The organism is Kitasatospora sp. NPDC051702 (assembly GCF_040681575.1).
Lineage (GTDB): Bacteria > Actinomycetota > Actinomycetes > Streptomycetales > Streptomycetaceae > Kitasatospora.
In genome coordinates, this window is sequence record NZ_JBFAZB010000001.1 from 203,010 (window position 1) to 225,010 (window position 22,001).

Consider the following 22,001-nt stretch of genomic DNA (forward strand, 5'->3'; position numbering starts at 1 on the left):
TTGGGCGGACCCGGCGCGCACCCGGGCCTGGCCCGGCCCGGGCCCGGGTCAAGCCCGGGCGGTGCACGGGAACGGGACGGGACGACACCCCCGTGTGGCCGGGACGACGGGCGGCGCACGGTTGGTCACAGAGGCGGACCGCCGGGCCCGCCCGCGATCGGAAGGAGCCCCGAAATGCCGGGCACCGTCATCACCGATCTGCGCCGCCGCGGCGCGGTCGACCCCGGCCGCCTGCTGTCGGGTCCCCTGTGCGGCGTCGGACTCCAGTGGCTCGACCCGGGCCACAGCACCGAACTGGCCGCCGACGAGGTCGAGCACGCGTTCTACGTCACCGCCGGCTCCGGTCTGGCCTCCGTTCCCGCGGAGGCCCTCCGGGCGGAGGAGGCCGGTGCGGGCGTCCCGCTGGTGGAGGGCACCTCGGTCGTCCTCCCGCTCGGCTCCCGGACCGTCCTCACCGCCGGCACCGCCGGGCTCGAGTTCTTCCACGCCGTCCTCGCCGTCCCGGTGGGCAGCACGGCCACCGCCGACGCCTTCTCCGCGGACGGAACCGCCGCGGACGACACCTCCGACGACATCCCTGACGCCCCCGACGCCTCCAGCGCCCCCGACGACGTCGACGCCCCTGACGCCGCCGACGCTCCCGACAGCCCCGACACCCCGAACGAAGGTGAACCCAGGTGATCGTCACCACCGACACCGGCACCGCCATGGTCCTCCTCGGCCCGGACGGCGAACGCGTACGGGTCCGCCCGCTCGCCCGCCGCGCGATGCTCACCAGCGCCTGCGAGTCCTTCGACCACCTGCGGCTGAGCCCCGGCGCCCACCACGTGCTCCCGGGCCGCCCCGACGCCGAGACCGTGCTGCACGTCCTGCGCGGGGCCGCCGTCGTCGGCCGGCTCCCCGACGGGACCGACCACCTGGCCTCGGACGGCGACCTGCTGCTGGCCCCGCGCGGCAACGCGCTCCACCTCGAAGCCGGACCGCTCGGCGTGGAACTGCTCTGCCTCACCCTCGCCGTCCCCCGGCACGCCGCCGGCACCCGGGCAGCCCTGGCCCGGCGCCGCGCCGACCGCCGAGCCCGTCCCTGACCGCACCGCCCGAGGAGGCCGTCGTGATCCTCGTCCCCGCCGCCGTCCCCCGTACCGCGCCCGCCCTCCGGCGGCTGATCGATCCCGCACAGCGCCCGGCGGTCCTCGCCGGACTGACCGTCGAGGCCCTGCCCCCCGGTGTCCACGTCGAGCAACTCCCCTGCACCGGGCCAGAGTCGGCCACCGTGGTGCTCGCCGGCCGGCTGATCGCGGCGGACCGGATCCTGTCGCCCGGCGAGGCCCTGCACCACCGGTCGGGCCGGGCCTGCCGGTTCACCGCCGTCCGCGGCGCGCCGACCGTGCTGCTCACCGTCCGCCCGGTCGCGTCCGAGGCCGCCATCCCGTCCCAGCGCTCGAACTCTCACCCCGCCGACGACCGCCGGCGGGTCACCGTGGAGACCGTGAAACTCGCCCCGGGCGAGGTCCACGGCGTGTCGGCCGGCCCGGGGGCGGACGCCTTCCTGCTGGTCCTCTCGGGCACCGGCGGCTTCCTCGACACCGCCGGAGAGGCGTCGCTGTACCCCGGCGACCTGCTCTACCTGCGGGCGGGGGAGCGCTGCGGCCTCCGGGCCGGCCCGCGCGGGCCCGTCACGGCCGTGCTGGGGCGTGCCGGGGCGCTCGCCCCCGGTCTCCGGGCCGAGCGCCGGGAGGAGCGGGCCCGGTCGCTCCCCTGACCCCGCACCCTCCGGCCCGTCGGCCGTGGCCCCCGCCCGGGGTCGCGGCCGACGGCCGTTCCGGTACCCCGACGGCTCCGGCCGCCGTCGGATTCCGGGACCGGAATGGGACGGCGAGCCCATGCGACCGGGGCGTCGCGCTCCGCACAGTGGAGACAAGAGCGATCGACCGAACGGTTGCTCGGAACATTGAGGAGAACCACCCCATGGCTACGAACACCGCGACCAAGGCGCTCTGCCTGGCCTCGGCCCTGGCCGGAGCGATCGCCTCAGCCATCGCGTTCAGGAACGCCTGCGCCGTCGCCGCGCCGGCCAAGCCCAGCAAGCCGAACACGACCCCTCCGCCCGCGGACATCTGCACCCTCGGGCAGGGCGACTGCAACCCCTCTTGACTCCGGTGTGACGACCGTGGCGGCGCACCCGCCACCCCGTCCCGTCCAGGCCCCCGGCACCGCCAGTGCCGGGGGCCTCCCCGTGCCCCGAGCCCTTCCCGTGTCGCCTCCGGCTCCTGCGCCCGCCGTCCCGGGTACGGGCCCGGCACCCGAACGGGCTAACCCGCCCCCGTCCCGCCCGGGGCGTCCGTCGCGCCGGTGGCGCCCGCCGCACCGGCAGTACCAGCAGCACCGGCGGCGCCGGGTGCACCGGCCGCCGCCGAGCGCGGCAGCACCGCCACCACCCGGGTGCCGGGAGTGCCCGGCAGCGACTCCACGGTGCAGTGCCCGCCGATCTCCGCGGCGCGGTCCGCCATCGAGCGCAGCCCCACCCCGCCCGGCCCGTCCCCGTACGGCCCCTGCGGCGACCGCTGCTCCAGCCCGTCGCGGCCCGCCGCACCGCCGCCGTCCCCGCCCCCGGCTCCGGTCTCCGTCCCGACCCCGACCCCGTCGTCCCGGACGGTCAGGGTGAGCGCCGCGTCGTCGACCCGCACCGTCACCTCGGCGGTGCGGGCCCGGGCGTGCCGCAGCACGTTGTTCAGCGCCTCGGCGACGATCCGGTAGGTCGCCACCTCCAGGGCGGCCGGCAGCTCGGGCAACGGGTCCGGGCGCAGGTCGGCCGTGACGGTGAGCTCGGCGGTGTCGAAGCCGGCGGCCAGCTGCCGGATCGCCCGGGCCAGCCCGAACTCGCCGAGCGGGGCGGGGCCCAGCCGGTCGGTGATTCGCCGGACCTCCCTGATCGCCATCGCGAGGCCGTCCGAGATGCCGTGCAGCGTCCCGCCCAGGCGGTCCTCCCCGCCACCACCGGCGGCGGCGTTGTCCACTCTCAGCCGCAGCCCCGCCAGCGCGGGCCCGAGGCCGTCGTGGATGTCCCGGCGCAGCCAGCGCCGCTCCTCCTCGCGCGCGGCGACGATCTGCTCCCGGCTGGCCTGCAGGTCCTCCAGGAGCTGCAGGGACGCCACGGCGGGGGAGGCCTGGTCGGACAGCGAGCGCAGGATGTCGATGTCGCTGGCGTCCAGCTCCTGCTCGCCCTCGCGCAGGCCGACGGTCAACTCGCCGATCGGCGCGCCGCGGTGGACCAGCGGGAAGGCCTGCCTCCGCCCGTCCAGGCGGCCGACGGCGGCCAGCCGGCGCTGCCCGGCCCGGGTGGCGACGGTCAGGGCGACGCCGGGCAGCCGCAGCTGCTCCGCGACGGCGGCGCACAGCGCGTCCGGCAGCCGTTCCGGCTCGCCGACCTGCCGCACCCGCCCGGCCAGGGTCCGCAACACCTGGTAGGGGTGGGCGCGTTCGCCGTAGTACAGGTGGTCGATCAGGGAGACCGCCCGGCGGGTGGCCCGGGGCAGGCCCGCACCGAGCGCGAAGACCAGCCCGATCAGCAGCAGCGCGGCCCCGCCCCGCCCGGGCACCAGCCAGCTCGACAGCACGGCCGCCAGCACCACGAACAGCGTCAGCAACCCGGTGGCCAGCAGCAGCCCGGTCAGCACGCTGCGGGCCGCCCGGTCGAGCCGCCAGCCGCCGTCGCGGATCACCAGGTAGCCGATGGCGACGGCCCAGACGGCCCCGGCGACGGCGAAGACGGTGTAGCTGAGCCAGTAGTGCTCCTGGTAGTTGTGCGTGTAGAAGTCCTGCATGCCGGCGAGGAGCAGGTACGCGGCCAGCAGCCCCGCCACGTGCGCCCGGTGCCGCAGCGCCCAGTCCTTCCGGGGGTCCGCCGCCGGCGGCCGCGCGGGCCGGACCAGGCGTACCAGCAGGACGAGCGCGGCGAAGCCGATGAGCAGGTAGTTGACGGGCTGGTAGAGGTCGAGGAGCCGGTTGGAGAGGTGCCCGAAGAACGTCGCGGGGGCGGTGTCGGCCAGCGGGTTGGGGTGGCCGAAGGCGTTGGTGCGGTGCAGGAACCAGAGGTTGGCCGGCAGCTGCCACAGCGCGACCGCCCCGATGTACCACCACCAGTGGCGGCTGGTCAGCCGTCCGGAGGGGAGCCAGAGCGGCAGCACGTAGAACAGCGTCGCGCTGACCACGTCGCACACCGCGCGCAGCGCCACCGTCGCGCCGACGATGCCCGGGTCGGAGACCTCCACCCACACCGGGGCGGAGGCCGCGTTGGGCAGGATCAGGGCCAGCGCGTAGCAGAGCATCACCCAGCCCAGCGGGCTGCCCGGGCGGTGGGCGTGCAGCAGCATCCCGGCACCGGCGGTGGGCAGCGCGTAGATCAGGGTGCCGAGCTCGTTGCGCGGGTAGGTGATGGCGGGGTCGCCGAGATGGACGAGCACGTAGCAGGTCCAGAGCATCGACACGACCAGGCAGACCGAGGTGACGGTGGCCGCCGCGGCTAGCTGCCGTCGGGCGGGGGACGGTCCGGAACTGCGCCGGGAGGGCGCGCGGCCGGACCGGGGAGAGGTCACCGTGATCATGGAACCGCCTCGAAATGGACTGGGGGTGTGGTCCACCGGCCGGAATGTGGTGCGCCGGTACTGGTCGGCCGGCACACGGTCCAGTCTCGGCTGCCCGGTGTCCCGGGCGCGTGGGGCAGCGGTCCCGCTTTCCGGCCGGGACGGGACGGGTCGGGGCCGGCGGGCCGCCGCGCCCGGGAGCACCCCGGAGAGGGGCAACTCCGAGCATGTCACGGAAAGTCACGAGATCATCGCTGGTAGTGTCGGCCGGGTGGATGAACAGCCGCCGGTGGCACCCCCGGGGCGGGCGCCCGACGCCCCGCCCGTCCGTGTACTGATCGTCGACGACCACCCCCTCTTCCGGGAGGGGCTCAAGGTGGCGCTGGAGAGCGCCGAGGGCGTCGTGGTGGTGGCCGAGGCCGAGCGGGTCGCGGACGTGTCCGGGGCCGTCGAACGGCACCGTCCCAACGTCGTGATCATGGACCTCTCGCTGCCCGACGGCTCGGGCCTGGAAGCCGTCCGGCGGCTCTCGGCGCAGGAACAGGCGCCGCCGGTGCTGATGCTGACCATGTCCGACGACGACGGCAACCTGCTCGCCGCCCTCCAGGCCGGTGCGCGCGGCTACCTGGTCAAGGGCGCCGGGCGGGAGGAGGTGCTGCACGCGGTGCGCACCGTCGCGGCGGGCGGCGCCGTCTTCGGCGGCGAGGTCGCCGGGCGGATCACCGCCCTGCTCGCCGGCGCCCGGATGCGCGAGGCGGAACAGCTCTTCCCGGAGCTCACCGCGCGGGAGGCCGAGGTGCTGGACCTGGTCGCGCGCGGCCTGGACAACCGGCGGATCGCCCGGGAGCTGGTGGTCGCGGAGAAGACCGTCCGCAACCACGTCACCCACATCTTCGAGAAGCTGCACGTCGCCACCCGGGCCGAGGCCGTCGCCCGGGCCCGGGACATGGGCCTCGGCGACGGCTGAACGGGGCCGGGGTGCCGGGGGTCCTGGACGCGCCGGGGTGCCGCGGGTGCCGCGGGACGGAACCGGGGGTGCCGGTCCGCCGACCGGCACCCCCGGGGGTCCCTCCGTGGTCTTTCCCGACGGGTGACTACGGCTGCATCTCGTACGCGCCCGACAGCCCCTCGACCATCGCCCACACCGCGTCGGCGCGCACCGCGTTGGCGACCGGCCGGCGCACGTTCGCCAGCGCCCAGGCGGCCTGCTCCTCGGTGGTCGAGGACTTGCCGTGCAGCTCGGTGGCGTGCGCGGAGAAGTCGCGGACCAGCGCGTCGAAGATCTGGTCCAGCACGTCCTCGTCCAGGCCGGTCAGCTCGGCCTGCTCCAGCACCAGCTGGCCGTAGACGATCAGCGCGAAGAGCTGGCCGATCTCCAGCAGGAAGTCCAGGTCGGCCTGCTGCTCCTTGCTCGGCGCGTGGCTGAGCAGCAGCTCGCAGAAGCCGTCGGCCTGCTCGCGGAAGCGGGCGACGTTCGGGACCTGCGCGTGGCGGTCGTAGGCCGTGCGCCAGTCGTGGAAGCGGATCGCGCCCAGGCCGCGGGCCGCGCCCTGGCGGAACAGGAAGGCGTCGTCGGCGGCGTCCAGGCGGCTCGGCACCGGCGCGTACTCGGTCGGGGCGAACAGGTAGTTGCCCATGAACTTGAGGATCAGCGCTAGGTTGACGTGGACGGTGCCCTCCAGCTTCGGCAGGCCGCGGATGTCCTTCGCCGCCTTGTCGAAGTAGGTGTCCGCCTCGAAGCCCTTGGCCGCGATGACGTCCCACATCAGGTCGATGACCTTCTCGCCCTCGGTGGTGACCTTCATCTTGGTCATCGGGTTGAAGAGCAGGTAGCGGCGGTCCTCGGGGGAGGCGGTGCGGAAGTAGTCCACGGCGCGCGCGCTGAACAGCTTCATCGCCACCAGGCGGGCGTACGCGTCGGTCAACTCGCGGCGCACGTGCGGGAAGTCGGTGACCTTGCGGCCGTACAGCACCCGGTTGTGGGCGTGTGTGACGGCCTCGTACATCGCGTGCTCGCAGATGCCGACGGAGGCCGTGCAGAGGTTGAACTTGCCGACGTTGACGGTGTTCAGCGCCGCGTCGAAGGCCGCCTGGCCGGTGTGCAGCACGTCCTCGGCGCGCACCGGGTAGTCCTCGAGCCGGAACTCGCTGACGTACATCTGGGCGTTCACCACGTTCTTGACCAGGTGGTACGCCTCGTGGCGGCTGTCGGCGGCGAAGAAGACGTAGCCCTCCGGGCCCTCGACGTCCGAGCGGCGGCCGAAGACCGAGACCAGGCCGGCCACGTTGCCGTTGCCGATGTAGTACTTGGAGCCGGTCGCGGTGAAGCCGCCCTCGCCGTCGGGGGTGAGGATCATGTCGGTGGAGTAGATGTCGGCGCCGTGGGTGCGCTCGGAGAGCCCGAACGCCATCACGTGACCCTCCGTCAGGAGCTTGGCAGCACGGGCCCGGACGGCCTCGTTGCCGCTCTGCCAGACCGGGCCGAGGCCGAGGATGGTGACCTGCCAGGTGTACCAGTAGCCGAGGCCGTAGAAGCCGAGGATCTCGTTCAGCTCGGCGATCCGGGCGGTGTCCCAGCGCTTGCCGGCGTCGGCCGAGGACGGCGTCAGGAACTCCGCGAACAGGCCCTCCTTGGCGGCGAACTCGAGGAAGTCGCCGTACCAGCTGCGGTCGATGTAGGTGTCGATCAGCGCCTTCTTGCCGCGGGACTCGAACCAGTCCACGGTCGCGCGCAGCAGCCGGCGGGTCGGCTCGTCGAACTGCGCGGGGTCGTACGTACGCGGGTTGAAGAGCATCACGGGCTCCCGGGGGTCGAGGGTGTGTCGGGGGGTGTGGGTCGGTCGGGCGGCTGTCGGCCGGGCGGGGCGACTGACGGATCACGGGTTTCAGATGACAGGTGACAGATTTCAGATTTCATCATCTGTCATCTGTCATTCGTCATCCGTCATCCGTCGGCGGGCGTCCGGTGTCCGGCGCCCGCCTTCGGCCGTCCGTCCGGCGCCCTTCGTCGATCGGTCCTCCGGCCCGGGTTCCCCGCCGTGCGCCGTCCGCTGTTCGATCGTCGGATCCGGTGGCGGGGCGCCGGGCGGAGTCGTCAGGACTGCCGGTCGGCGGCGAGGCGGTGGAGCGTTTCGAGCACGTCGTCGAGCCAGGCGAGGGTCATCCGCTCGTACTCGATGCCGCCGCGCAGCACCACGTGCTGGAGCTCCTGGCGGGTGTCGAGCGAGGTGAGGTCGGGGAAGTCGCGCTGTTCGCCGTGCAGGTAGCGGGCGAGCAGGGCGGCGTGTCCCTCGCGGTGCCGTTCGACCTCGGAGATCAGCGCGGCCGGGTCGTCGAAGGCGGCGGCGCGGATCTTGACCGCGAGCTCGTGGCGGACGGTCTCCGGTTCGACCGGTTCGCGCAGCCAGCCGGCCAGTGCGGCCCGGCCGGGCTCGGCGGCCGAGTAGACCTTCTTGTCCGGTCTGCCGTCCTGGGCGACCTCCTCGGCGGCGACCCAGCCGTCGGCCTCCATGCGTCGCAGCACCCGGTAGATCTGCTGGTGGGTGGCGGTCCAGAAGCGGCCGATGGAGCGGTCGAACCGCCGGGCCAGCTCGTAGCCGGAGCCGGGCTGCTCCAGGAGGGATACGAGGATCGCGTGCTCCAGTGCCATGCCCGCATCCTGCTATGCAACGAGTTGCATAGGCAATGGGGCCTCGGGCCGGTGAGACGCAGGTCACCGGCGTGATCGGATGGTTATCGATCATTTCGGACAATCAGGTACAAAACGTTAGAGAAGGGCCAGAATGGGTACGGGGCAAGCGCCTTCCATGTTCCGAACCGTAGGAGGTGGTATCGGTGTCTACCCAGATCCCGATGGGCATGGAACACCACCCGGACATCGTCGAACTCCGGGAACACTACGAGCGGGTCACCTCGACCCCCCGGGCCCAGGGCGTGGAGGCCCTGGCCGTACTGGCCGGTCTCTTCCTGGCCGCGTCGCCGTGGATCGTCGGCTTCACCGCGTTCAGCACCCTGACCGTCACCTGTCTGATCGTCGGCCTGGCCTACTGCCTGCTGATGGCGGGCTACGGATCGGCCTACGAGCGCACGCACGCGAGGGCCTGGGCGGCCACCGCGCTCGGCGCGTGGACGATCATCTCCCCCTGGGTCGTCTCCGGGTCGGTCGCGCACGGCAAGAACATCGTCACCTGCGTCATCGTCGGCGCCGTGATGTTCCTGCTCGGACTCGCGGCGATCTCGATGGCCACGATCACGTCGAACGGAGCTGCGATGCGGCTCGGCCGGGCCGGCCGAGCGAAGGACTGATCCTCCCCTCGTCGGGGTCCGGGGCGCGGAGGACGGAACCGACCTCCGCGCCCCGGCATGCGCCGCCCGCCGCACCGGCGGGCGGCGCGCCGCGTCGGGGGCGGGTCAGGGGCGGGTCATCCGCAGCACGTCCAGGGCCTCGTCGAGCTGCTCCGCGGTGAGCGCGCCCCGCTCCAGGTAGCCGCGTTCCAGGACGACCTGGCGGATCGTCTTGCGCTCCGCGAGGGCCTGCTTGGCGACCTTGGCGGCCTCCTCGTACCCGATGTACCGGTTCAGCGGCGTCACCACCGAGGGCGAGGACTCCGCGTACTCGCGGGCCCGTTCGACGTTGGCGGTGATGCCGTCCACCGTCCGGTCCGCCAGCAGCCGGGCGCTGTTGGCCAGCAGTCGCACCGACTCCAGCACGTTGCGGGCGATCACCGGGAGCATCACGTTCAGCTCGAAGTTGCCGCTCGCGCCGGCCAGCGTCACCGTCGCGTCGTTGCCGACCACCTGCGCGGCGACCATCAGCACCACCTCGGGCAGCACCGGGTTCACCTTGCCCGGCATGATCGACGAACCGGGCTGCAGATCAGGCAGGTTGATCTCGCCGAGGCCGGTGCGCGGCCCGGAGCCCATCCACCGCAGGTCGTTCGCGATCTTCGTGAACCCGACTGCCACCGTGCGCAGTTGGCCGCTCAGCTCGACCAGGGCGTCGCGCGCGCCCTGCGCCTCGAAGTGGTCCCTGGCCTCGGTCAGCGGCAGCTCCGTGGCGCGGGCCACCTCCTCGATGACCGCGGCCGGGAAACCGGGCGGGGTGTTGATGCCCGTGCCCACCGCCGTGCCGCCGAGCGGGAGTTCGGCCACCCGGGGGAGCGTGGCCAGCAGCCGCTCGCGGCCGTGCCGCACCTGGGCCGCGTAGCCGCCGAACTCCTGGCCGAGGGTGACGGGCGTGGCGTCCATCAGGTGCGTCCGGCCGGACTTGACCACCTGCGCGAACTCGGCGGCCTTGCGCTCCAGGGCCTCCGCCAGGTGCTCCAGTGCCGGGATCAGGTCATGGGTGACGGCGGCGGTCGCGGCGATGTGGATCGACGACGGGAACACGTCGTTGGACGACTGACTGGCGTTGACGTGGTCGTTCGGGTGGACCGGCCGGCCCAGCCGCTCCGTCGCCAGGGTCGCGATCACCTCGTTGGTGTTCATGTTGGACGAGGTGCCCGACCCGGTCTGGAACACGTCCACCGGGAACTCGCCGTCCCAGCGCCCGTCGGCGACCTCCTCGGCCGCCGCCGCGATCGCCGCCGCGGTCTCCTCGTCGAGGACGCCGAGGCGGGCGTTCACCCGGGCCGCCGCCGCCTTGATCCGGGCCAGGGCCGCGATGTGCGCACGTTCCAGCCGCTGACCGGACACCGGGAAGTTCTCCACGGCCCGCTGGGTCTGCGCCTGCCACTTCGCGGCGGCCGGCACCCGCACCTCGCCCATCGAGTCGTGCTCGATCCGGAACGCGGACCCGCCCTGCCGGCGGTCGTCCTGCCGCTCCACCTGCTCGTCACCCATCGCGCGCTGCACCTCCTGAACGGGCCGGTCCGGCCCCCGGGCTGTCTTCGATCACCACAGCCGCGCGCGGGCCCCGGGTATTTCCGACGGTGCCCGGGACCGTCCGGGCGGCCGAATCCGCCAGGGCGCGCCCCGGGCAGGACCCGGCGGGGTGCCGGGCGGGACCCCGGGGGCCCCGCCGTCGTCCGGCAGGGTCATGATCACTCGAACGGATGAATACTCGCGTGGAGCGCTTCAAACGGCCGTGCGCCGCTTCGTACGCTCCTGCCGGGCCACCACGACACGGTTGGCCATGACGAGGGGGCGGACGGATGACGACGACGGGGCGCGACGGGGCTGCGGGGGCGCACGCGGGTGGGGGCGCGAACGCCGATTCGTGCGGAGGCGTGAACACGGGCCTGAAGCCGGGCACGGGCCTGAAGCCGGGCACGGGCGTGAACCCGGGGACGGGCGTGAGCGCGGAGACCGCGGACCCGACCGGGGACACGGCCCGCCGGGGTCGGGCCGACGCGCGGGGCGCGGGCCGGGCGGCCGGTGGGGGAGCCGGCCTCACCCGGCGGCAGCTGCTCGGCGCCTCCGCCGCCCTCGGCGGCGCGGCCTGGCTGCTGCGCGGCACCGTCGGCCCGGACAGCGCCGAGGCCTCGACCCCGGCTCCGCCCGGACTGCCCGCCGGCACCGAGCTGTACCAGCGGGTGTTCCAGAACTGGTCCGGGGAGATCCGCACCGACCAGCTGTGGACCTGCGCGCCGCGCACCCCCGAGGAGGTCCCGGCCCTGGCGGACTGGGCCCACGCCAACGGCTGGCGGCTGCGCGCCACCGGCTACCGGCACACCTGGGCGCCGCTCACCGTCGCCGACGGCACGCCCGGCAGCGCCCGCGTCCTGCTGCTGGACACCAGCCGCCACCTCACCGCGATCACCGCCGACTCGCCGACCACCGTGCGCGCCCAGACCGGCGCCACCATGGAGGACCTGCTGGCCCACCTGGCCGGCCGTGGACTCGGCCTGACCGCCTGCCCGGCCCCCGGCGAACTCACCGTCGGCGGCGTGCTCGCCATCGGCGGCCACGGCACCGCCGTCCCCGCCACCGGCGAACTCCGGCCGGACGGGCAGGGTTACGGATCGGTCAGCAACCAGGTCGTCCGGCTCACCGCCGTCGTCCTCGACCCGGCCACCGGCCGCTACGCGCTGCGCACCTTCGACCGTGCCGAGGCCGACACGGCCGCCTTCCTGGTGCACCTGGGCCGGGCCTTCCTCACCGAAGTCGTGCTGCGGGCCGGCGCCGACCGCCCGCTGCGCTGCGTCAGCCGCCTCGACATCCCGGCGAGCGAACTCTTCGCCCGACCCGGAACCGCCGGTGGTGCCGGCGGTGCCGGTGCCGGTGCCGGTGCCGGTGGTGGGTCCGGCTCCGGTTCCGGGAGTGGCGGCGGACTGCTCGGCGGTGTCCTCGGCGGCCTCCTCGGCGAGGGCGGCGGGCCCCGCACCTTCGCCGAGTTCGTCGAACGCGACGGCCGCGCCGAGGCGATCTGGTTCGCCTACACCGACTACCCGTGGCTCAAGACCTGGAGCGTCACCCCCGCCAAGCCGCTCGCCTCCCGAGCCGTCGACGAGCCCTACAACTACCCCTTCTCGGACATCGTTCCGGAGCCCGTGGCGCGGCTGGCCGGCCAGATCGTCGCCGGCGCCTGGGGATCGGCCCCGCTCTTCGGCCAACTCCAGTACCTGATCGCCAAGGTGGCGCTCACCGGCGACCTCACCGACGTCCTGCTCTCCGGCGGAGTCCTGCGGGACCTGCTCTCCGGCGACCTGCTCACCCACCTGCTCGCCGGCGGCCTGCGGTCCGACCTCTGGGGCCCTTCGCGCACCCTGCTGCAGTACGTCCGCCCCACCACCCTGCGGGTCACCGCGAACGGGTACGCCGTCCTCGCGCGGCGCGCCGACCTGCAGTGGGTTGTCAGCGAATTCGCCTCCTACTACCGGCAGTTGCTCGCCGAGTACCAGTCCCGCGGGGAGTTCCCGGTGAACGGCGCGGTGGAGATCCGGGTCACCGGCCTGGACGACCCAGGCGCGGTCGGGGTGCCGGGGGCGCGCCCGCCGCTGCTGTCCGCGCTGCGCCCGCGGCCGGACCGGCCGGAGTGGGACACCGCCGTCTGGCTCGACGTCCTCGCCTTCCCCGGCACCCCCGGCCTGGAGCGCTTCGCCCGGGACCTGGAGCAGTGGCTGCTGCGCACCTTCGACGGCACCCGGGCGGGTCTGCGGGTCGAGTGGTCCAAGGGCTGGGCCTACACGGCCGGGGCGGCCTGGTCCGATCCGGACGTGCTCGGCCGGGTCATCCCCGCCAGCCTGCGCGACGGCGGCGGGCCCGGCTGGGACGAGGCGGTCGCCGTCCTGGACCGCCACGACCCGCACCGGGTGTTCGGGAACCCGTTCCTGGACGGCCTGTTGAAGTGACCTGGCCGGCCGGCAGGTTGGCCGGATGGCTGGTCGGCCGGTGCGGGCGGGCCTCGCAAGGGCTCCTCCCGAGGATCCCGGCCGGACGGGCAGTGGTGGCGAATCGTCAGATGTGCTCCATCACGATCACCGCGAGGGTGTCCGGTGCCAGTGCGCGGAAGACGTGCGGGGCGTCGCCCGGGTAGCTCACGTAGTCGCCCGGGCCCAGTTCGACGGGTGCCTCGGTCGGGCCGACCAGCGCCCGGCCGGAGCCGATCATCACGTGTTCGACGGTGCCGGGCATGTGCGGGTCGGAGGCCCGGGTCTCGCCCGGCTGGGCCTCGATCCGGTAGATGTCGCGGCGGGCGTTCGGCGGGCACGAGGACAGCACGGTGGCTGCGTAGTCGGCGCGCTCGGAGTGCGTCACCGGACCCTCGCCGGCCCGGATCACCTTGACCGCCGGCCGGGGCGGATCGACCAGACGGCTGAACGGGACGTTCAGGGCGACGCCGAGCGCCCAGAGCGTCTCCACGCTCGGATTTCCGGCGCCCGACTCCAGCTGCGAGAGCGTCGACTTGGCGATGCCCGCACGCCGCGCCAGCTCGGCCATCGACAGCCCGCTGCGCTCGCGTTCGCGCCGGATCGACGCGGCGATCAGGCTGATCAGCTCCACGCCCGAGCCCGCGGGCGGGGCGGTCCGGTCACTCATGCTTGCCACTCGCGCATTCTCCCTGGCTCCTTCTGCCGCTCCGGCTGGTGCCGTTCATGCTGCCACTGTCGACGGCGGCTGCCTCCGGCACCTGCGTTCGCTCTGTCGGTTCATTCGTTCGGCTTGACGAACCCCGCTCGGCGGGTTCACTCTGATGGACATGCGTTCGCTCCTCCGAACACTGGAACATGCCACCCTCCGTGACATCGCTCTGGTCTGCCTGGCCGACGCCCTCGTCGGCGCCTCCTTCGGCGCGATCAGCGTCTCCGGCGGCCTGCCACTGTGGGTGCCGATCGCCCTCTCCGTCCTCGTCTTCGCCGGCGGCTCCCAGTTCGCGGCCGTCGGTGTGGTGCTCTCCGGCGGCGGCGCGCTCGCCGCGGTCGCCACCGGGCTGGTGCTCAACGCCCGGCTCCTGCCCTTCGGCTTCACCGTGGCCGACGCGCTCGAAGGCCCCCTGTGGCGGCGGCTGTTCGGGGCCCAGCTGATCACCGACGAGAGTGCCGCCTTCGTCCTGCGCCAGGACGACGGGCGCCGGCGCCGGGCCGCGTTCTGGCTCTGCGGCGTCGCGCTGTACCTGGTGTGGAACGTCTCGGTGCTGCTCGGGGCCCTCGCCGGCGGGCTGATCGGCGACACGGACGCGCTGGGACTCGACGCGGCCTTCCCCGCCGTCCTGCTCGCACTCGTCCTGCCCTCGCTCACCGACCGCCGCACCCGCACCGCGGCCGTCGTGGGCGCCGTCGTGGCCGTCGCCGCCACGCCGTTCGTCCCGGCGGGGCTGCCCGTCCTGCTCGCCCTGGTGGGGCTGCTGTTCGCCGGAGGGCCCGGAGCCCCCGGTGTGTCGGAGGTCGGTGTGTCGGAGGTCGGCGGGTCGGAGTCGGTGGTGCCGACGGCGCCGGGCGGGGTTTCGGGTGGGGCGTCGGGTGGGGCGTCAGGCGGGGTACCGGCGGTGGCGGCGAACGTCGGCGCGGCCGAGAAGGAGGAAGTCCGATGATGCCGCTGTACGCCGTCCTGCTGTTGGCCGTCGGGACGTACGCCTTCCGTCTGGCCGGGCCGCTCCTCGGCCACCGGCTCGCACTCTCGGAGCGCCTGCGGCACCTGCTCGCCGTGGCGGCGGCCGTCCTCCTGGTCGCTCTGGTGGCGACCGGGGCCCTGACGCAGGGGCACGGCTTCGCGGGCGTGGCCCGTCCGGCCGGTGTGCTGGTCGCCGGAGTGCTCGCGCTTCGCCGGGCTCCGTTTCCGCTGGTGGTCGTCGCGGGGGCGGTGACGACGGCGCTGCTCCGGTTGTGCGGGGTCGCGTGACGGGCTGCGCGGACCGGGAGGCGTGACGGTCGCACGCGCCCGGGCGGGCTTCGACGAGCCCGACGGCGAACGGATGACAGCGAACAGCGAACAGATGACAGATGACAGATTTCGAAATCTGAAATCTGTCATCTGTTCGCCGTCATCCGTCATCCGTCATCCGTCAGCTGACCGCGGGACCACCGCCCAGGGCCTTGAAGAAGATCGTCGTCGGATGCGGGACGCCGGCGGGATCGGTCGCGTAGTCCGGTACCGAGCCGACCCTGGTCCAGCCGCCCGCCTCGTACATCCGTTCCGCCGGGCTGCCCGTCTGGGTGTCCAGCACCAGCAGTCGCAGCCCCAACTCGCCCGCCTGCTCCTCCATGGCCGCCAGCAGCCGCCCGGCGAGCCGTTGCCCGCGGTGCTCCGGATGCACCATCAGCTTGGCGACCTCGCCGCGGTGCCGGCCGTTCGCCGTCGCCGCGGGCCGCAGCTGGACCGTCCCGGCGAGCCGCCCGCCGTCCACCGCCCGGACCGTCCACAGCAGCAGCCGTCCGGTCTCGAGGTCCGGGGCGAGCGCCCGCCACCACGCGACGGCCTCGGCCCGCTCCAGCGGTGCGAGGAACCCGAGCGAGGCGCCGCCGCGGACGGTGTCCGCCAGCAGCGCGGCCAGCTCCTCCGCCGCACCGGGCAGTTCCTCCGCCGTCACCCGGCCGACCGCGTACCGCACACCGCCCACCCCGCCGGCGGAACCGTTGCCGTCGCCGTCTGCGGTGCCACCGACGGGGCCGCCCCGCCGGCCGTGCTCCGCGCCCGCGGGCCTGCCGCCGTCCATGTCGCTTTCCTCACTCGTTCGCGCCCGCCCGCCGCCCTCCCGGGTGCGGAATACTCGCCGGTACTCCGCCGAGACTACAAGGAGCTTCAATGACGAAGCCGACCCGGATCGACCCGTCCGACCTGCTCGCCGTCGGCGACCTCCTCTCCGACGAGGAGCGGCTGATCCGCGACACCGTCCGCCGGTTCACGGAGGAACGGATCCGCCCGCACATCGGCGACTGGTTCGAGCGCGGCGTCTTCCCGGCCCGCGAGCTGGCCCCCGAGCTCGGCGCCCTCGGCGTGCTCGGGATGCACCTCGACGGTTACGGCTGCGCCGGCGCCGGGGCGGTCGCGTACGGGGTCGCCTGTATGGAGCTGGAGGCCGTGGACTCGGGGCTGCGCAGTTTCGTCTCCGTCCAGGGCTCGCTCGCCATGCGGTCGATCCACGCGTTCGGCTCCGAGGAGCAGAAGCAGCGGTGGCTGCCCGGGATGGCCGCCGGTGAGCTGATCGGCTGCTTCGGCCTCACCGAGCCCGACTTCGGGTCGGACCCGGCCAACATGCGCACCCGGGCGGTGCGCAAGGGCGGCGACTGGGTGCTGTCGGGCAGCAAGATGTGGATCACCAACGGCAGCATCTCCGACGTCGCCGTCGTCTGGGCGCAGACCGAGGAGGGTGTGCGGGGCTTCCTGGTCGAGCGCGGAGCCCGTGGTCTGACCGCCACCGACGTGCACGGCAAGCTGTCCCTGCGCGCCTCGGTGACCAGCGAACTCGCCTTCGACGAGGTGGTCCTGCCGGCCGACGCCGTCCTGCCCGGCGTCACCGGTCTGCGCGGGCCGCTCTCCTCCCTCAACGAGGCCCGCTACGGCATCCTCTGGGGCACCGTCGGCGCCGCCCGCGACTGCTACACCGCGGCCCTCGACTACGCGAAGTCCCGGATCCAGTTCGACCGCCCGATCGCCGGCTTCCAGCTCACCCAGCAGAAGCTCGTCGAGATGATGCTGGAGGTCGAGAAGGCCTACCTGGTCGCCCTGCGGATCGGCCGGCTCAAGGAGGAGGGCGCCGCCCGCCCGCCGCACATCAGCTTCGGCAAGCTGAACAACGTCCGCACCGCGCTGGAGATCGCCCGCAGTGCCCGGACGGTCCTCGGAGCCAACGGCATCACCACCGAGTACCCGGTCCTCCGGCACGCCAACAACCTGGAGTCGGTGCTCACCTACGAGGGCACCAGCGAGATCCACACCCTGGTGCTGGGCGAGACCATCACCGGCGAGTCCGCGTACCGCTGACCCGGCGCCGGCCGTCCCGGGTGCCGGGGTACTCCGGCACCCGGTGCGGCTCTGGTAAGCCTCCGGGGCGCGCCTCGGCGTCCGCGGTCCGCCAAGGCCGCTGGGGAACCCGGCCGCTGGGAACCCGGCCGCCGGGAAATCCGGTGGCCGGGTCCGCCGTGGCCCGGCTACCGTCCCGGCCATGGAGAACCGGCCCACCGCGAGCGGCACCGCCCCGACCACCACCCTCTGGCGCCCGACCGGCCCCGAGGAACTGGCCCTGGTCGAGGCGTCCGGCCGGCGTGCCTGGCCGCCCCGGCTGCCCGAGCAGCCGATCTTCTACCCCGTCCTCGACGAGGACTACGCGATCCGCATCGCCCGCGACTGGAACGTCCCGGCCTCCGGCGTCGGCTACGTGACCCGCTTCGAGGTCGACACCGCCTTCCTCGCCCGCTACCCCGTGCAGCAGGCGGGCGGCCGGACGATCCTGGAACTCTGGGTGCCGGCCGAGGAGTTGGCCGAGTTCAACCGGAACATCGTCGGCCGCATCGAGGTCGTCCACACGTTCCACCCCCAGCCGTGACGGGCCGCTCCGTGACGAGTCGGGCGGTGACGGGCCAAACGGCGGAGGGCCGGGCGGTGACGGGCCGGGCTACGGCGGGCCAGGCCGGGCCCGGCCGCGTGCTGCTCACCTCCGCCCAGCGGACCAGCACCACCGCCCTGCTCGTCGAGGCCGCCGCCGGGCGGGGTCTGGCCACCGCCGTCCTCGACGGCCCCGCGACCGTCGAGCGCCTCGCCGGGCGACCCCTCCACTGGTACGGCGGCCCGTTCGCGGCCGCCCGGGTAGCCGGCCCGCTCGGCCTCGCCCTGCTCGAACCCGAGGACGACTGGCTCACCCGCCTGCCCGCGGAGTACACCCGCCGCCGGATCGAACTGACCACCCTCGCCGAGGCGTGGGCGCTGCGCCGTCCGGCGTTCGTCAAGCCACCTGCCGACAAGTCGATCCCGCCCGCCGTCTACCCGGACGGCACCCGGCTGCCGCGCACCGGTGACCGGATCGGCCCCGACACGCCCGTCCTGGTCAGCGAGCCGGTGACCTTCGCCGCCGAGTACCGGCTGTTCGTCCGCGACGGCGAGGTGCTCACCGGCAGCCGCTACGCCCGCTTCGGACGGCTCGACCCGGCACCGCTGGACGCCGGGGCGACCGCCTTCGCCCGGCGCCTGCTCGCCGACGTCGGCGAGACCCTGCCGAGCGGGGTCGTCCTGGACGTCGGCCCGATCGCCGACCCCTACGACCCGGCCGTGCACTGGGCCGTCGTCGAGGCGAACATGCCGTGGTTCGCGCACTGCTACGCCGCCGACCCGGACCGCGTCCTGGACGTGGTGCTGCGCGCGGCCGGACCGGCCGCGGAACTCGCCGCGGCCGACCGCCGGTTCGTCCGTACCGCCGCCTGACACCTGGCGGACACCCGGCGTTCGGCGGGCGGACGCCGGGCGGTACGGCGGGAGGTGAAACATGGCGCGGTCGGCGGCGCCCTCGGCGGGCGCGGCCGGGTGTGCACGACCGAAAGGAAGCCCTGCCATGTCCGCTGCCCAGTGGCCCCGCCCCCGCGTGCTCGTCGTCGGGATCGACGGTGTCCGCCACGACTACCTGGAGCACGTGCCGATGCCCCGGCTGCAGGAGGTCGCCGAGGCCGGTTTCCTGGTGCCGGTCACCGTCGCGGACACCACGCCCACCATGTCCGGGCCGTGCTGGGCCACCATCGTCACCGGGGTCGAGCCCGCCAAGCACGGCGTCTGGGGCAACCACCTCGCGGGCAACCGGCTCGACGTCTTCCCCGACTTCGCGACCCGGCTCGCCCGCGGTGACCGCCGCCGCACCTTCGTCGCGGCCGGCTGGGACCCTCTGGTGATCAACCAGTCCGGCGGCCCGCTGTTCCGCGCCCCCGGCCGGCTCTCCTACGTCTCCCCGGCGGAGGACACCCCCGAGGCATGGGAGACCGTCGACGAGGAGGTCACCCGGGAGGCCGTCCACGTCCTGTCCACCGCCGACCCGGAGGCGTCCTTCGTCTACCTCGGCGCCGTCGACGAGACCGCCCACTTCCTCGGCTGCGGCGAGGAGTACCGCGCGGCCATGCGCACCGCGGACGAGCGCCTCGGCCGGCTGCTCGACGCCGTCCGCGGCCGGGCGACCCACGCCGACGAGCAGTGGACCGTCATCGTCGTCACCGACCACGGGCACGTCGACGCAGGCGGGCACGGCGGCCGCACCCCCGAGGAGCGCACCGCCTGGGTCGCCTGCGCCGGGCACGACGTCCCGGCCGGTCCGCCCACCGGGGAGATCCGCCACCCGGACGTCGCCGCCCAGGTGTACGCCTCCCTGCTGCGCCCCATCGACCCGCACTGGACCCTCGACGGCCGGCCCTTCCCGCTCGCCCGACCGGTGTCCGCGGCCCCCGCGGCCCCCGCGGCCCCCGTGACGCCCGCGGAGCCCGTGACGGTCTGAGCGGGGCGGCACCCCGCCCCACCCCTCCGTCCGCCCCGGACGGAGCCTCAGACCGGCCCGCCGGAACGACCCGGACGCCACCTCAGAAACCCCGCGCCGCCCCCCGGGTGCAGCACACCGGGCTGCGCCGTCGCCGCACCTGAGTGACGCTCGATCGGGGCCCCGGCAAGGCCCGACCGCCGCAGGACACCACCGCGAGGGCGGCCTACCCCTGAGACCCGGCCGCCGGACATACCTCTGAAGGTGGAGACCGTACCCCGTGGGATGGAGGCGAGATCTCGACCTGGTGGTGACGCTCCGGCCGGGCGGCGCACGCCACGATGGATACACCCGGGCGGCGGACGTCGCGGACCGGGCCGGGGGCGGTCACCGACACGGCGACCGGCCTCGCAAAGGCAACGGACACGGAGAGGGCAGACGGGCATGAAGGGCATCGTGAGCAAGGTCGCGCTGGGAGTCGCGGGCACCGGCATGGCCGTCGCCGTGGCAGCCGTGGCAGTCGGCCCGCGGGTGTCCGAGTGGTACGACGGGCGCCACCAGGAGCACGCCTCCTTCGCGAGCGGGAGCCAGGCCAAGGCCGAGCGCCGCTCGATGCCCACCTGGCTGCCCGACAACGCCTCCGCGGTGCAGTACCTGATGTCGACGACCGGTGACGACCGCCTGCTGCGCGCCACCCTCCCGGACGGCCGGCTGCCCGTCGGCTGCACCACGGGCATGCCCGGCAGGTCCGCGCACTCGGTGCCCGTGACGCTCAAGGCCGGCTGGTTCCCCGAGGGCGTCGCGGCCAAGGCCAGCGCGACCTGCGGGCACTACAACGTCACCCTCACCGGCAACCAGCTCTATGCGTGGCAGGACGGCGCGGCGGTCCAGGCGGCGCTGCGCGCCGAGCGGCCGACCAAGCACTGACCCGCCGGACTCCTCGGTTCCACGGCCCCTCGGCTCCACGGCCCCACCGGGACTCGGTCGTCCCCCGACCGGCCCACCGTCCTTCCCCGACCGGCCCGTCCCGCACCCCCGTGCGAGGCGGGCCGTCGTCGTGTGCAGACCGTCCGCAGGCCCCCCGCAGGCCGTACGGCGGCGGCGCGGACGCCGCTCGGGGGCCTTGAGCACGGCCGACGCTGAACCACCTGGTGGACCCCCGCTGTCGGAGGCGCCCCGGGCTGCGATAGGACGGAGCTGGACGAACGCGTCCCGCCCCCTGTCCCGCCCCGCCCCCCGTTCCGTGAGGAGCCCCATGCCCGGCCCGACCGTCGGCCCCGCCGGTGACACGTCGACCACCACCTCCGCCACGACCGCCACCGACCGGGGCGGGACCGGCCGGGCCACCGTCGCCGTCCTCGGCGGTCTCGTCGCGCTCGGCCCGCTCACCACGGACCTCTACCTGCCCGGGCTCCCCGACATCGCGCAGGAGCTGGCCGCCGACCCGGCCGCCGTCCAGCTCACCCTCACCTTCTCGATGTTCGGCGTGGCGTCCGGTCAGCTGCTCTTCGGACCCCTCAGCGACCGCTTCGGCCGCCGCCCGCCGCTGCTCGCCGGACTCGCCCTCTTCACCCTGGCCAGCGTGGTGTGCGCGATCGCGCCGAGCCTGACGGTGCTGATCGTCGCCCGCTTCGTCCAGGGCGCGGCCGGATCCGCCGGACTGGTGATCGGCCGGGCCGTCGCCCGGGACCGCTTCCAGGGCGTCGCCATGCTGCGCTTCCTGGCCTCGATCGCCCTGATATCCGGGCTGGCACCGATCCTCGCCCCGATCGTGGGTGCGCAGCTGATGCGGTTCACGTCCTGGCGCGGCACCTTCGGCGCGCTCACCGCGCTCGGACTGCTGCTCACCCTGGTCGCGTTCGGCGCGCTGCGCGAGACGCTGCCGCCGCACGCCCGCAACGGGGGCGGCGTCGGCGCGGCGCTGCGCACGATGGGCGGGCTGCTGCGCGACCTGCCGTTCCTCGGGGTGGCGCTGACCAGCGCCTTCGCGTACGGCGCGCTGTTCGGCTACATCAGCGGGTCGTCGACGGTGCTGCAGCACGTGTACCGGGTCTCGCCCCAGACCTACAGCCTGCTGTTCGGGGCGAACTCACTGGCCATCGTCGTCATGACCCAGCTGAACGGGCGGGTGCTGGCGAAGCGCTTCACGGCGCGGGCGCTGATGCTGGCCGGGCTCGGGACGGCGGTGGCCGCGGGGGCCGTGCTGGTGCTGACGACGACGGTCTGGGACTTCGGTCTGCTCGGGTTCTGCCCGCCGCTGTTCGTGATGATGGGCAGCATGGGCGTGCTCCTGCCGAACACGGCGGCGCAGGCGCTGAGCCTGGTGGAGCCGCCGGCCGCGGGGACGGCCTCGGCGCTGCTCGGCACCGGGAACTTCCTGTCCGGGGCGGTGGTCGCGCCGCTGAGCAGCCTCGGCGGGAAGCCGTCGGCCGTGCTGCTGGCCGTGGTCGTCCTGGCCTGCGGGGTGCTGGCCACGGTGACCTATCTGACGCTGTGCCGGGCGTCGAAGGCGCAAACAGATGACAGCTGACAGATGATGAAATCTGTCAGCTGTCATCTGAAATCTGTTACCCGTCATCCGTCACCCGTGAGGT

The 22,001-nt window shown here is 74.2% G+C and carries 21 protein-coding genes; 15 read left to right on the plus strand and 6 right to left on the minus strand.

The features are described from left to right. The first annotated feature begins 174 nt into the window (after positions 1 to 174). The 4 genes from AB0N04_RS00835 (at position 175) to AB0N04_RS00850 (ending at position 2,154) form a co-directional block, all read left to right on the plus strand. The gene (locus tag AB0N04_RS00835) at positions 175 to 681 is read left to right on the plus strand and encodes a hypothetical protein (RefSeq protein WP_360205243.1); all 507 of its coding nucleotides are present in this window, start codon (positions 175 to 177) and stop codon (positions 679 to 681) included. After that, on the plus strand, positions 678 to 1,088 hold the full coding sequence (locus AB0N04_RS00840) for a hypothetical protein (protein WP_360205245.1): 411 nt from the start codon (positions 678 to 680) through the stop codon (positions 1,086 to 1,088). Before AB0N04_RS00835 ends, AB0N04_RS00840 begins: the two co-directional genes overlap by 4 nt. A gap of 23 nt (positions 1,089 to 1,111) precedes the next feature. After that, positions 1,112 to 1,762: a hypothetical protein gene (locus AB0N04_RS00845; RefSeq protein ID WP_360205247.1), complete on the plus strand. Its 651-nt coding sequence runs from the start codon at positions 1,112 to 1,114 to the stop codon at positions 1,760 to 1,762. A 206-nt stretch (positions 1,763 to 1,968) separates the two neighbouring features. Further along, positions 1,969 to 2,154, plus strand: coding sequence for a hypothetical protein (locus AB0N04_RS00850; RefSeq protein ID WP_360205249.1), 186 nt, complete (start codon positions 1,969 to 1,971; stop codon positions 2,152 to 2,154). Positions 2,155 to 2,312: 158 nt separating this feature from the next. Here AB0N04_RS00850 and AB0N04_RS00855 read toward each other — a convergent pair whose 3' ends face one another. Then, entirely contained in the window at positions 2,313 to 4,595 is a 2,283-nt protein-coding gene (locus AB0N04_RS00855; protein ID WP_360205252.1) for an ATP-binding protein, read from the minus strand. Between the two features lie 259 nt (positions 4,596 to 4,854). On the opposite strand from AB0N04_RS00855, the gene AB0N04_RS00860 reads away from it, so the two are divergent. Continuing rightward, positions 4,855 to 5,550 carry a response regulator transcription factor gene (locus tag AB0N04_RS00860; protein ID WP_360205255.1) on the plus strand — a complete coding sequence of 232 codons (696 nt, stop codon included), beginning with the start codon at positions 4,855 to 4,857 and terminating at the stop codon, positions 5,548 to 5,550. Positions 5,551 to 5,677: 127 nt separating this feature from the next. Here the strand turns inward: AB0N04_RS00860 and AB0N04_RS00865 are convergent, their stop codons facing one another. Continuing rightward, positions 5,678 to 7,378 (minus strand): acyl-CoA dehydrogenase family protein, encoded by a 1,701-nt coding sequence (locus AB0N04_RS00865; RefSeq protein ID WP_360205258.1) that lies wholly within the window; start codon positions 7,376 to 7,378, stop codon positions 5,678 to 5,680. 299 nt (positions 7,379 to 7,677) lie between these two features. Then, complete coding sequence (locus AB0N04_RS00870; protein WP_360205261.1) at positions 7,678 to 8,232, minus strand: PadR family transcriptional regulator; 555 nt, start codon at positions 8,230 to 8,232, stop codon at positions 7,678 to 7,680. Positions 8,233 to 8,417: 185 nt separating this feature from the next. On the opposite strand from AB0N04_RS00870, the gene AB0N04_RS00875 reads away from it, so the two are divergent. After that, on the plus strand, positions 8,418 to 8,888 hold the full coding sequence (locus AB0N04_RS00875) for an SPW repeat protein (protein ID WP_360205264.1): 471 nt from the start codon (positions 8,418 to 8,420) through the stop codon (positions 8,886 to 8,888). Between the two features lie 105 nt (positions 8,889 to 8,993). Here the strand turns inward: AB0N04_RS00875 and AB0N04_RS00880 are convergent, their stop codons facing one another. After that, positions 8,994 to 10,424, minus strand: coding sequence for a class II fumarate hydratase (locus AB0N04_RS00880; protein WP_360205266.1), 1,431 nt, complete (start codon positions 10,422 to 10,424; stop codon positions 8,994 to 8,996). 452 nt (positions 10,425 to 10,876) lie between these two features. On the opposite strand from AB0N04_RS00880, the gene AB0N04_RS00885 reads away from it, so the two are divergent. Next, positions 10,877 to 12,874 (plus strand): cholesterol oxidase substrate-binding domain-containing protein, encoded by a 1,998-nt coding sequence (locus AB0N04_RS00885; RefSeq protein ID WP_360205268.1) that lies wholly within the window; start codon positions 10,877 to 10,879, stop codon positions 12,872 to 12,874. Between the two features lie 106 nt (positions 12,875 to 12,980). Here the strand turns inward: AB0N04_RS00885 and AB0N04_RS00890 are convergent, their stop codons facing one another. Beyond that, on the minus strand, positions 12,981 to 13,562 hold the full coding sequence (locus AB0N04_RS00890; RefSeq protein WP_360205464.1) for an XRE family transcriptional regulator: 582 nt from the start codon (positions 13,560 to 13,562) through the stop codon (positions 12,981 to 12,983). Between the two features lie 160 nt (positions 13,563 to 13,722). Here AB0N04_RS00890 and AB0N04_RS00895 point away from each other — a divergent pair, with 160 nt between their 5' ends. Both AB0N04_RS00895 and AB0N04_RS00900 read left to right on the plus strand, forming a co-directional pair. Continuing rightward, positions 13,723 to 14,553 (plus strand): AzlC family ABC transporter permease, encoded by an 831-nt coding sequence (locus AB0N04_RS00895; RefSeq protein ID WP_360205270.1) that lies wholly within the window; start codon positions 13,723 to 13,725, stop codon positions 14,551 to 14,553. After that, positions 14,550 to 14,861, plus strand: a complete 312-nt coding sequence (locus tag AB0N04_RS00900; RefSeq protein ID WP_360205273.1) for an AzlD domain-containing protein — start codon at positions 14,550 to 14,552, stop codon at positions 14,859 to 14,861. The genes AB0N04_RS00895 and AB0N04_RS00900 overlap by 4 nt, the downstream gene beginning before the upstream one ends. A gap of 163 nt (positions 14,862 to 15,024) precedes the next feature. Here AB0N04_RS00900 and AB0N04_RS00905 read toward each other — a convergent pair whose 3' ends face one another. Beyond that, entirely contained in the window at positions 15,025 to 15,675 is a 651-nt protein-coding gene (locus AB0N04_RS00905; RefSeq protein WP_360205276.1) for a GNAT family N-acetyltransferase, read from the minus strand. An 89-nt stretch (positions 15,676 to 15,764) separates the two neighbouring features. Between AB0N04_RS00905 and AB0N04_RS00910 the strand changes: the two genes are divergently transcribed. The 6 genes from AB0N04_RS00910 (at position 15,765) to AB0N04_RS00935 (ending at position 21,937) form a co-directional block, all read left to right on the plus strand. Further along, on the plus strand, positions 15,765 to 16,943 hold the full coding sequence (locus tag AB0N04_RS00910) for an acyl-CoA dehydrogenase family protein (protein WP_360205278.1): 1,179 nt from the start codon (positions 15,765 to 15,767) through the stop codon (positions 16,941 to 16,943). A gap of 181 nt (positions 16,944 to 17,124) precedes the next feature. After that, on the plus strand, positions 17,125 to 17,505 hold the full coding sequence (locus tag AB0N04_RS00915; protein WP_360205280.1) for an ADP-ribosylation/crystallin J1: 381 nt from the start codon (positions 17,125 to 17,127) through the stop codon (positions 17,503 to 17,505). 167 nt (positions 17,506 to 17,672) lie between these two features. Beyond that, positions 17,673 to 18,377 (plus strand): ATP-grasp domain-containing protein, encoded by a 705-nt coding sequence (locus AB0N04_RS00920; RefSeq protein WP_360205467.1) that lies wholly within the window; start codon positions 17,673 to 17,675, stop codon positions 18,375 to 18,377. Between the two features lie 127 nt (positions 18,378 to 18,504). Continuing rightward, positions 18,505 to 19,428, plus strand: coding sequence for an alkaline phosphatase family protein (locus tag AB0N04_RS00925; RefSeq protein WP_360205283.1), 924 nt, complete (start codon positions 18,505 to 18,507; stop codon positions 19,426 to 19,428). A gap of 423 nt (positions 19,429 to 19,851) precedes the next feature. Beyond that, positions 19,852 to 20,334, plus strand: coding sequence for a hypothetical protein (locus AB0N04_RS00930; protein WP_360205285.1), 483 nt, complete (start codon positions 19,852 to 19,854; stop codon positions 20,332 to 20,334). A gap of 328 nt (positions 20,335 to 20,662) precedes the next feature. Then, positions 20,663 to 21,937, plus strand: coding sequence for a multidrug effflux MFS transporter (locus AB0N04_RS00935; protein ID WP_360205288.1), 1,275 nt, complete (start codon positions 20,663 to 20,665; stop codon positions 21,935 to 21,937). The last annotated feature ends 64 nt before the right edge of the window (positions 21,938 to 22,001 follow it).

Bases quoted from the DNA above. Each gene is read 5' to 3' on its own strand.
- AB0N04_RS00900 (WP_360205273.1), top strand. From the start codon at position 14,550: ATGATGCCGCTGTACGCCGTCCTGCTGTTGGCCGTCGGGACGTACGCC.
- AB0N04_RS00880 (WP_360205266.1), bottom strand. From the start codon at position 10,424: ATGGGTGACGAGCAGGTGGAGCGGCAGGACGACCGCCGGCAGGGCGGG.
- AB0N04_RS00895 (WP_360205270.1), top strand. From the start codon at position 13,723: ATGCGTTCGCTCCTCCGAACACTGGAACATGCCACCCTCCGTGACATC.
- AB0N04_RS00930 (WP_360205285.1), top strand. From the start codon at position 19,852: ATGAAGGGCATCGTGAGCAAGGTCGCGCTGGGAGTCGCGGGCACCGGC.
- AB0N04_RS00915 (WP_360205280.1), top strand. From the start codon at position 17,125: ATGGAGAACCGGCCCACCGCGAGCGGCACCGCCCCGACCACCACCCTC.
- AB0N04_RS00865 (WP_360205258.1), bottom strand. From the start codon at position 7,378: ATGCTCTTCAACCCGCGTACGTACGACCCCGCGCAGTTCGACGAGCCG.
- AB0N04_RS00925 (WP_360205283.1), top strand. From the start codon at position 18,505: ATGTCCGCTGCCCAGTGGCCCCGCCCCCGCGTGCTCGTCGTCGGGATC.
- AB0N04_RS00850 (WP_360205249.1), top strand. From the start codon at position 1,969: ATGGCTACGAACACCGCGACCAAGGCGCTCTGCCTGGCCTCGGCCCTG.
- AB0N04_RS00870 (WP_360205261.1), bottom strand. From the start codon at position 8,232: ATGGCACTGGAGCACGCGATCCTCGTATCCCTCCTGGAGCAGCCCGGC.
- AB0N04_RS00905 (WP_360205276.1), bottom strand. From the start codon at position 15,675: ATGGACGGCGGCAGGCCCGCGGGCGCGGAGCACGGCCGGCGGGGCGGC.
- AB0N04_RS00835 (WP_360205243.1), top strand. From the start codon at position 175: ATGCCGGGCACCGTCATCACCGATCTGCGCCGCCGCGGCGCGGTCGAC.
- AB0N04_RS00935 (WP_360205288.1), top strand. From the start codon at position 20,663: ATGCCCGGCCCGACCGTCGGCCCCGCCGGTGACACGTCGACCACCACC.
- AB0N04_RS00910 (WP_360205278.1), top strand. From the start codon at position 15,765: ATGACGAAGCCGACCCGGATCGACCCGTCCGACCTGCTCGCCGTCGGC.
- AB0N04_RS00890 (WP_360205464.1), bottom strand. From the start codon at position 13,562: ATGAGTGACCGGACCGCCCCGCCCGCGGGCTCGGGCGTGGAGCTGATC.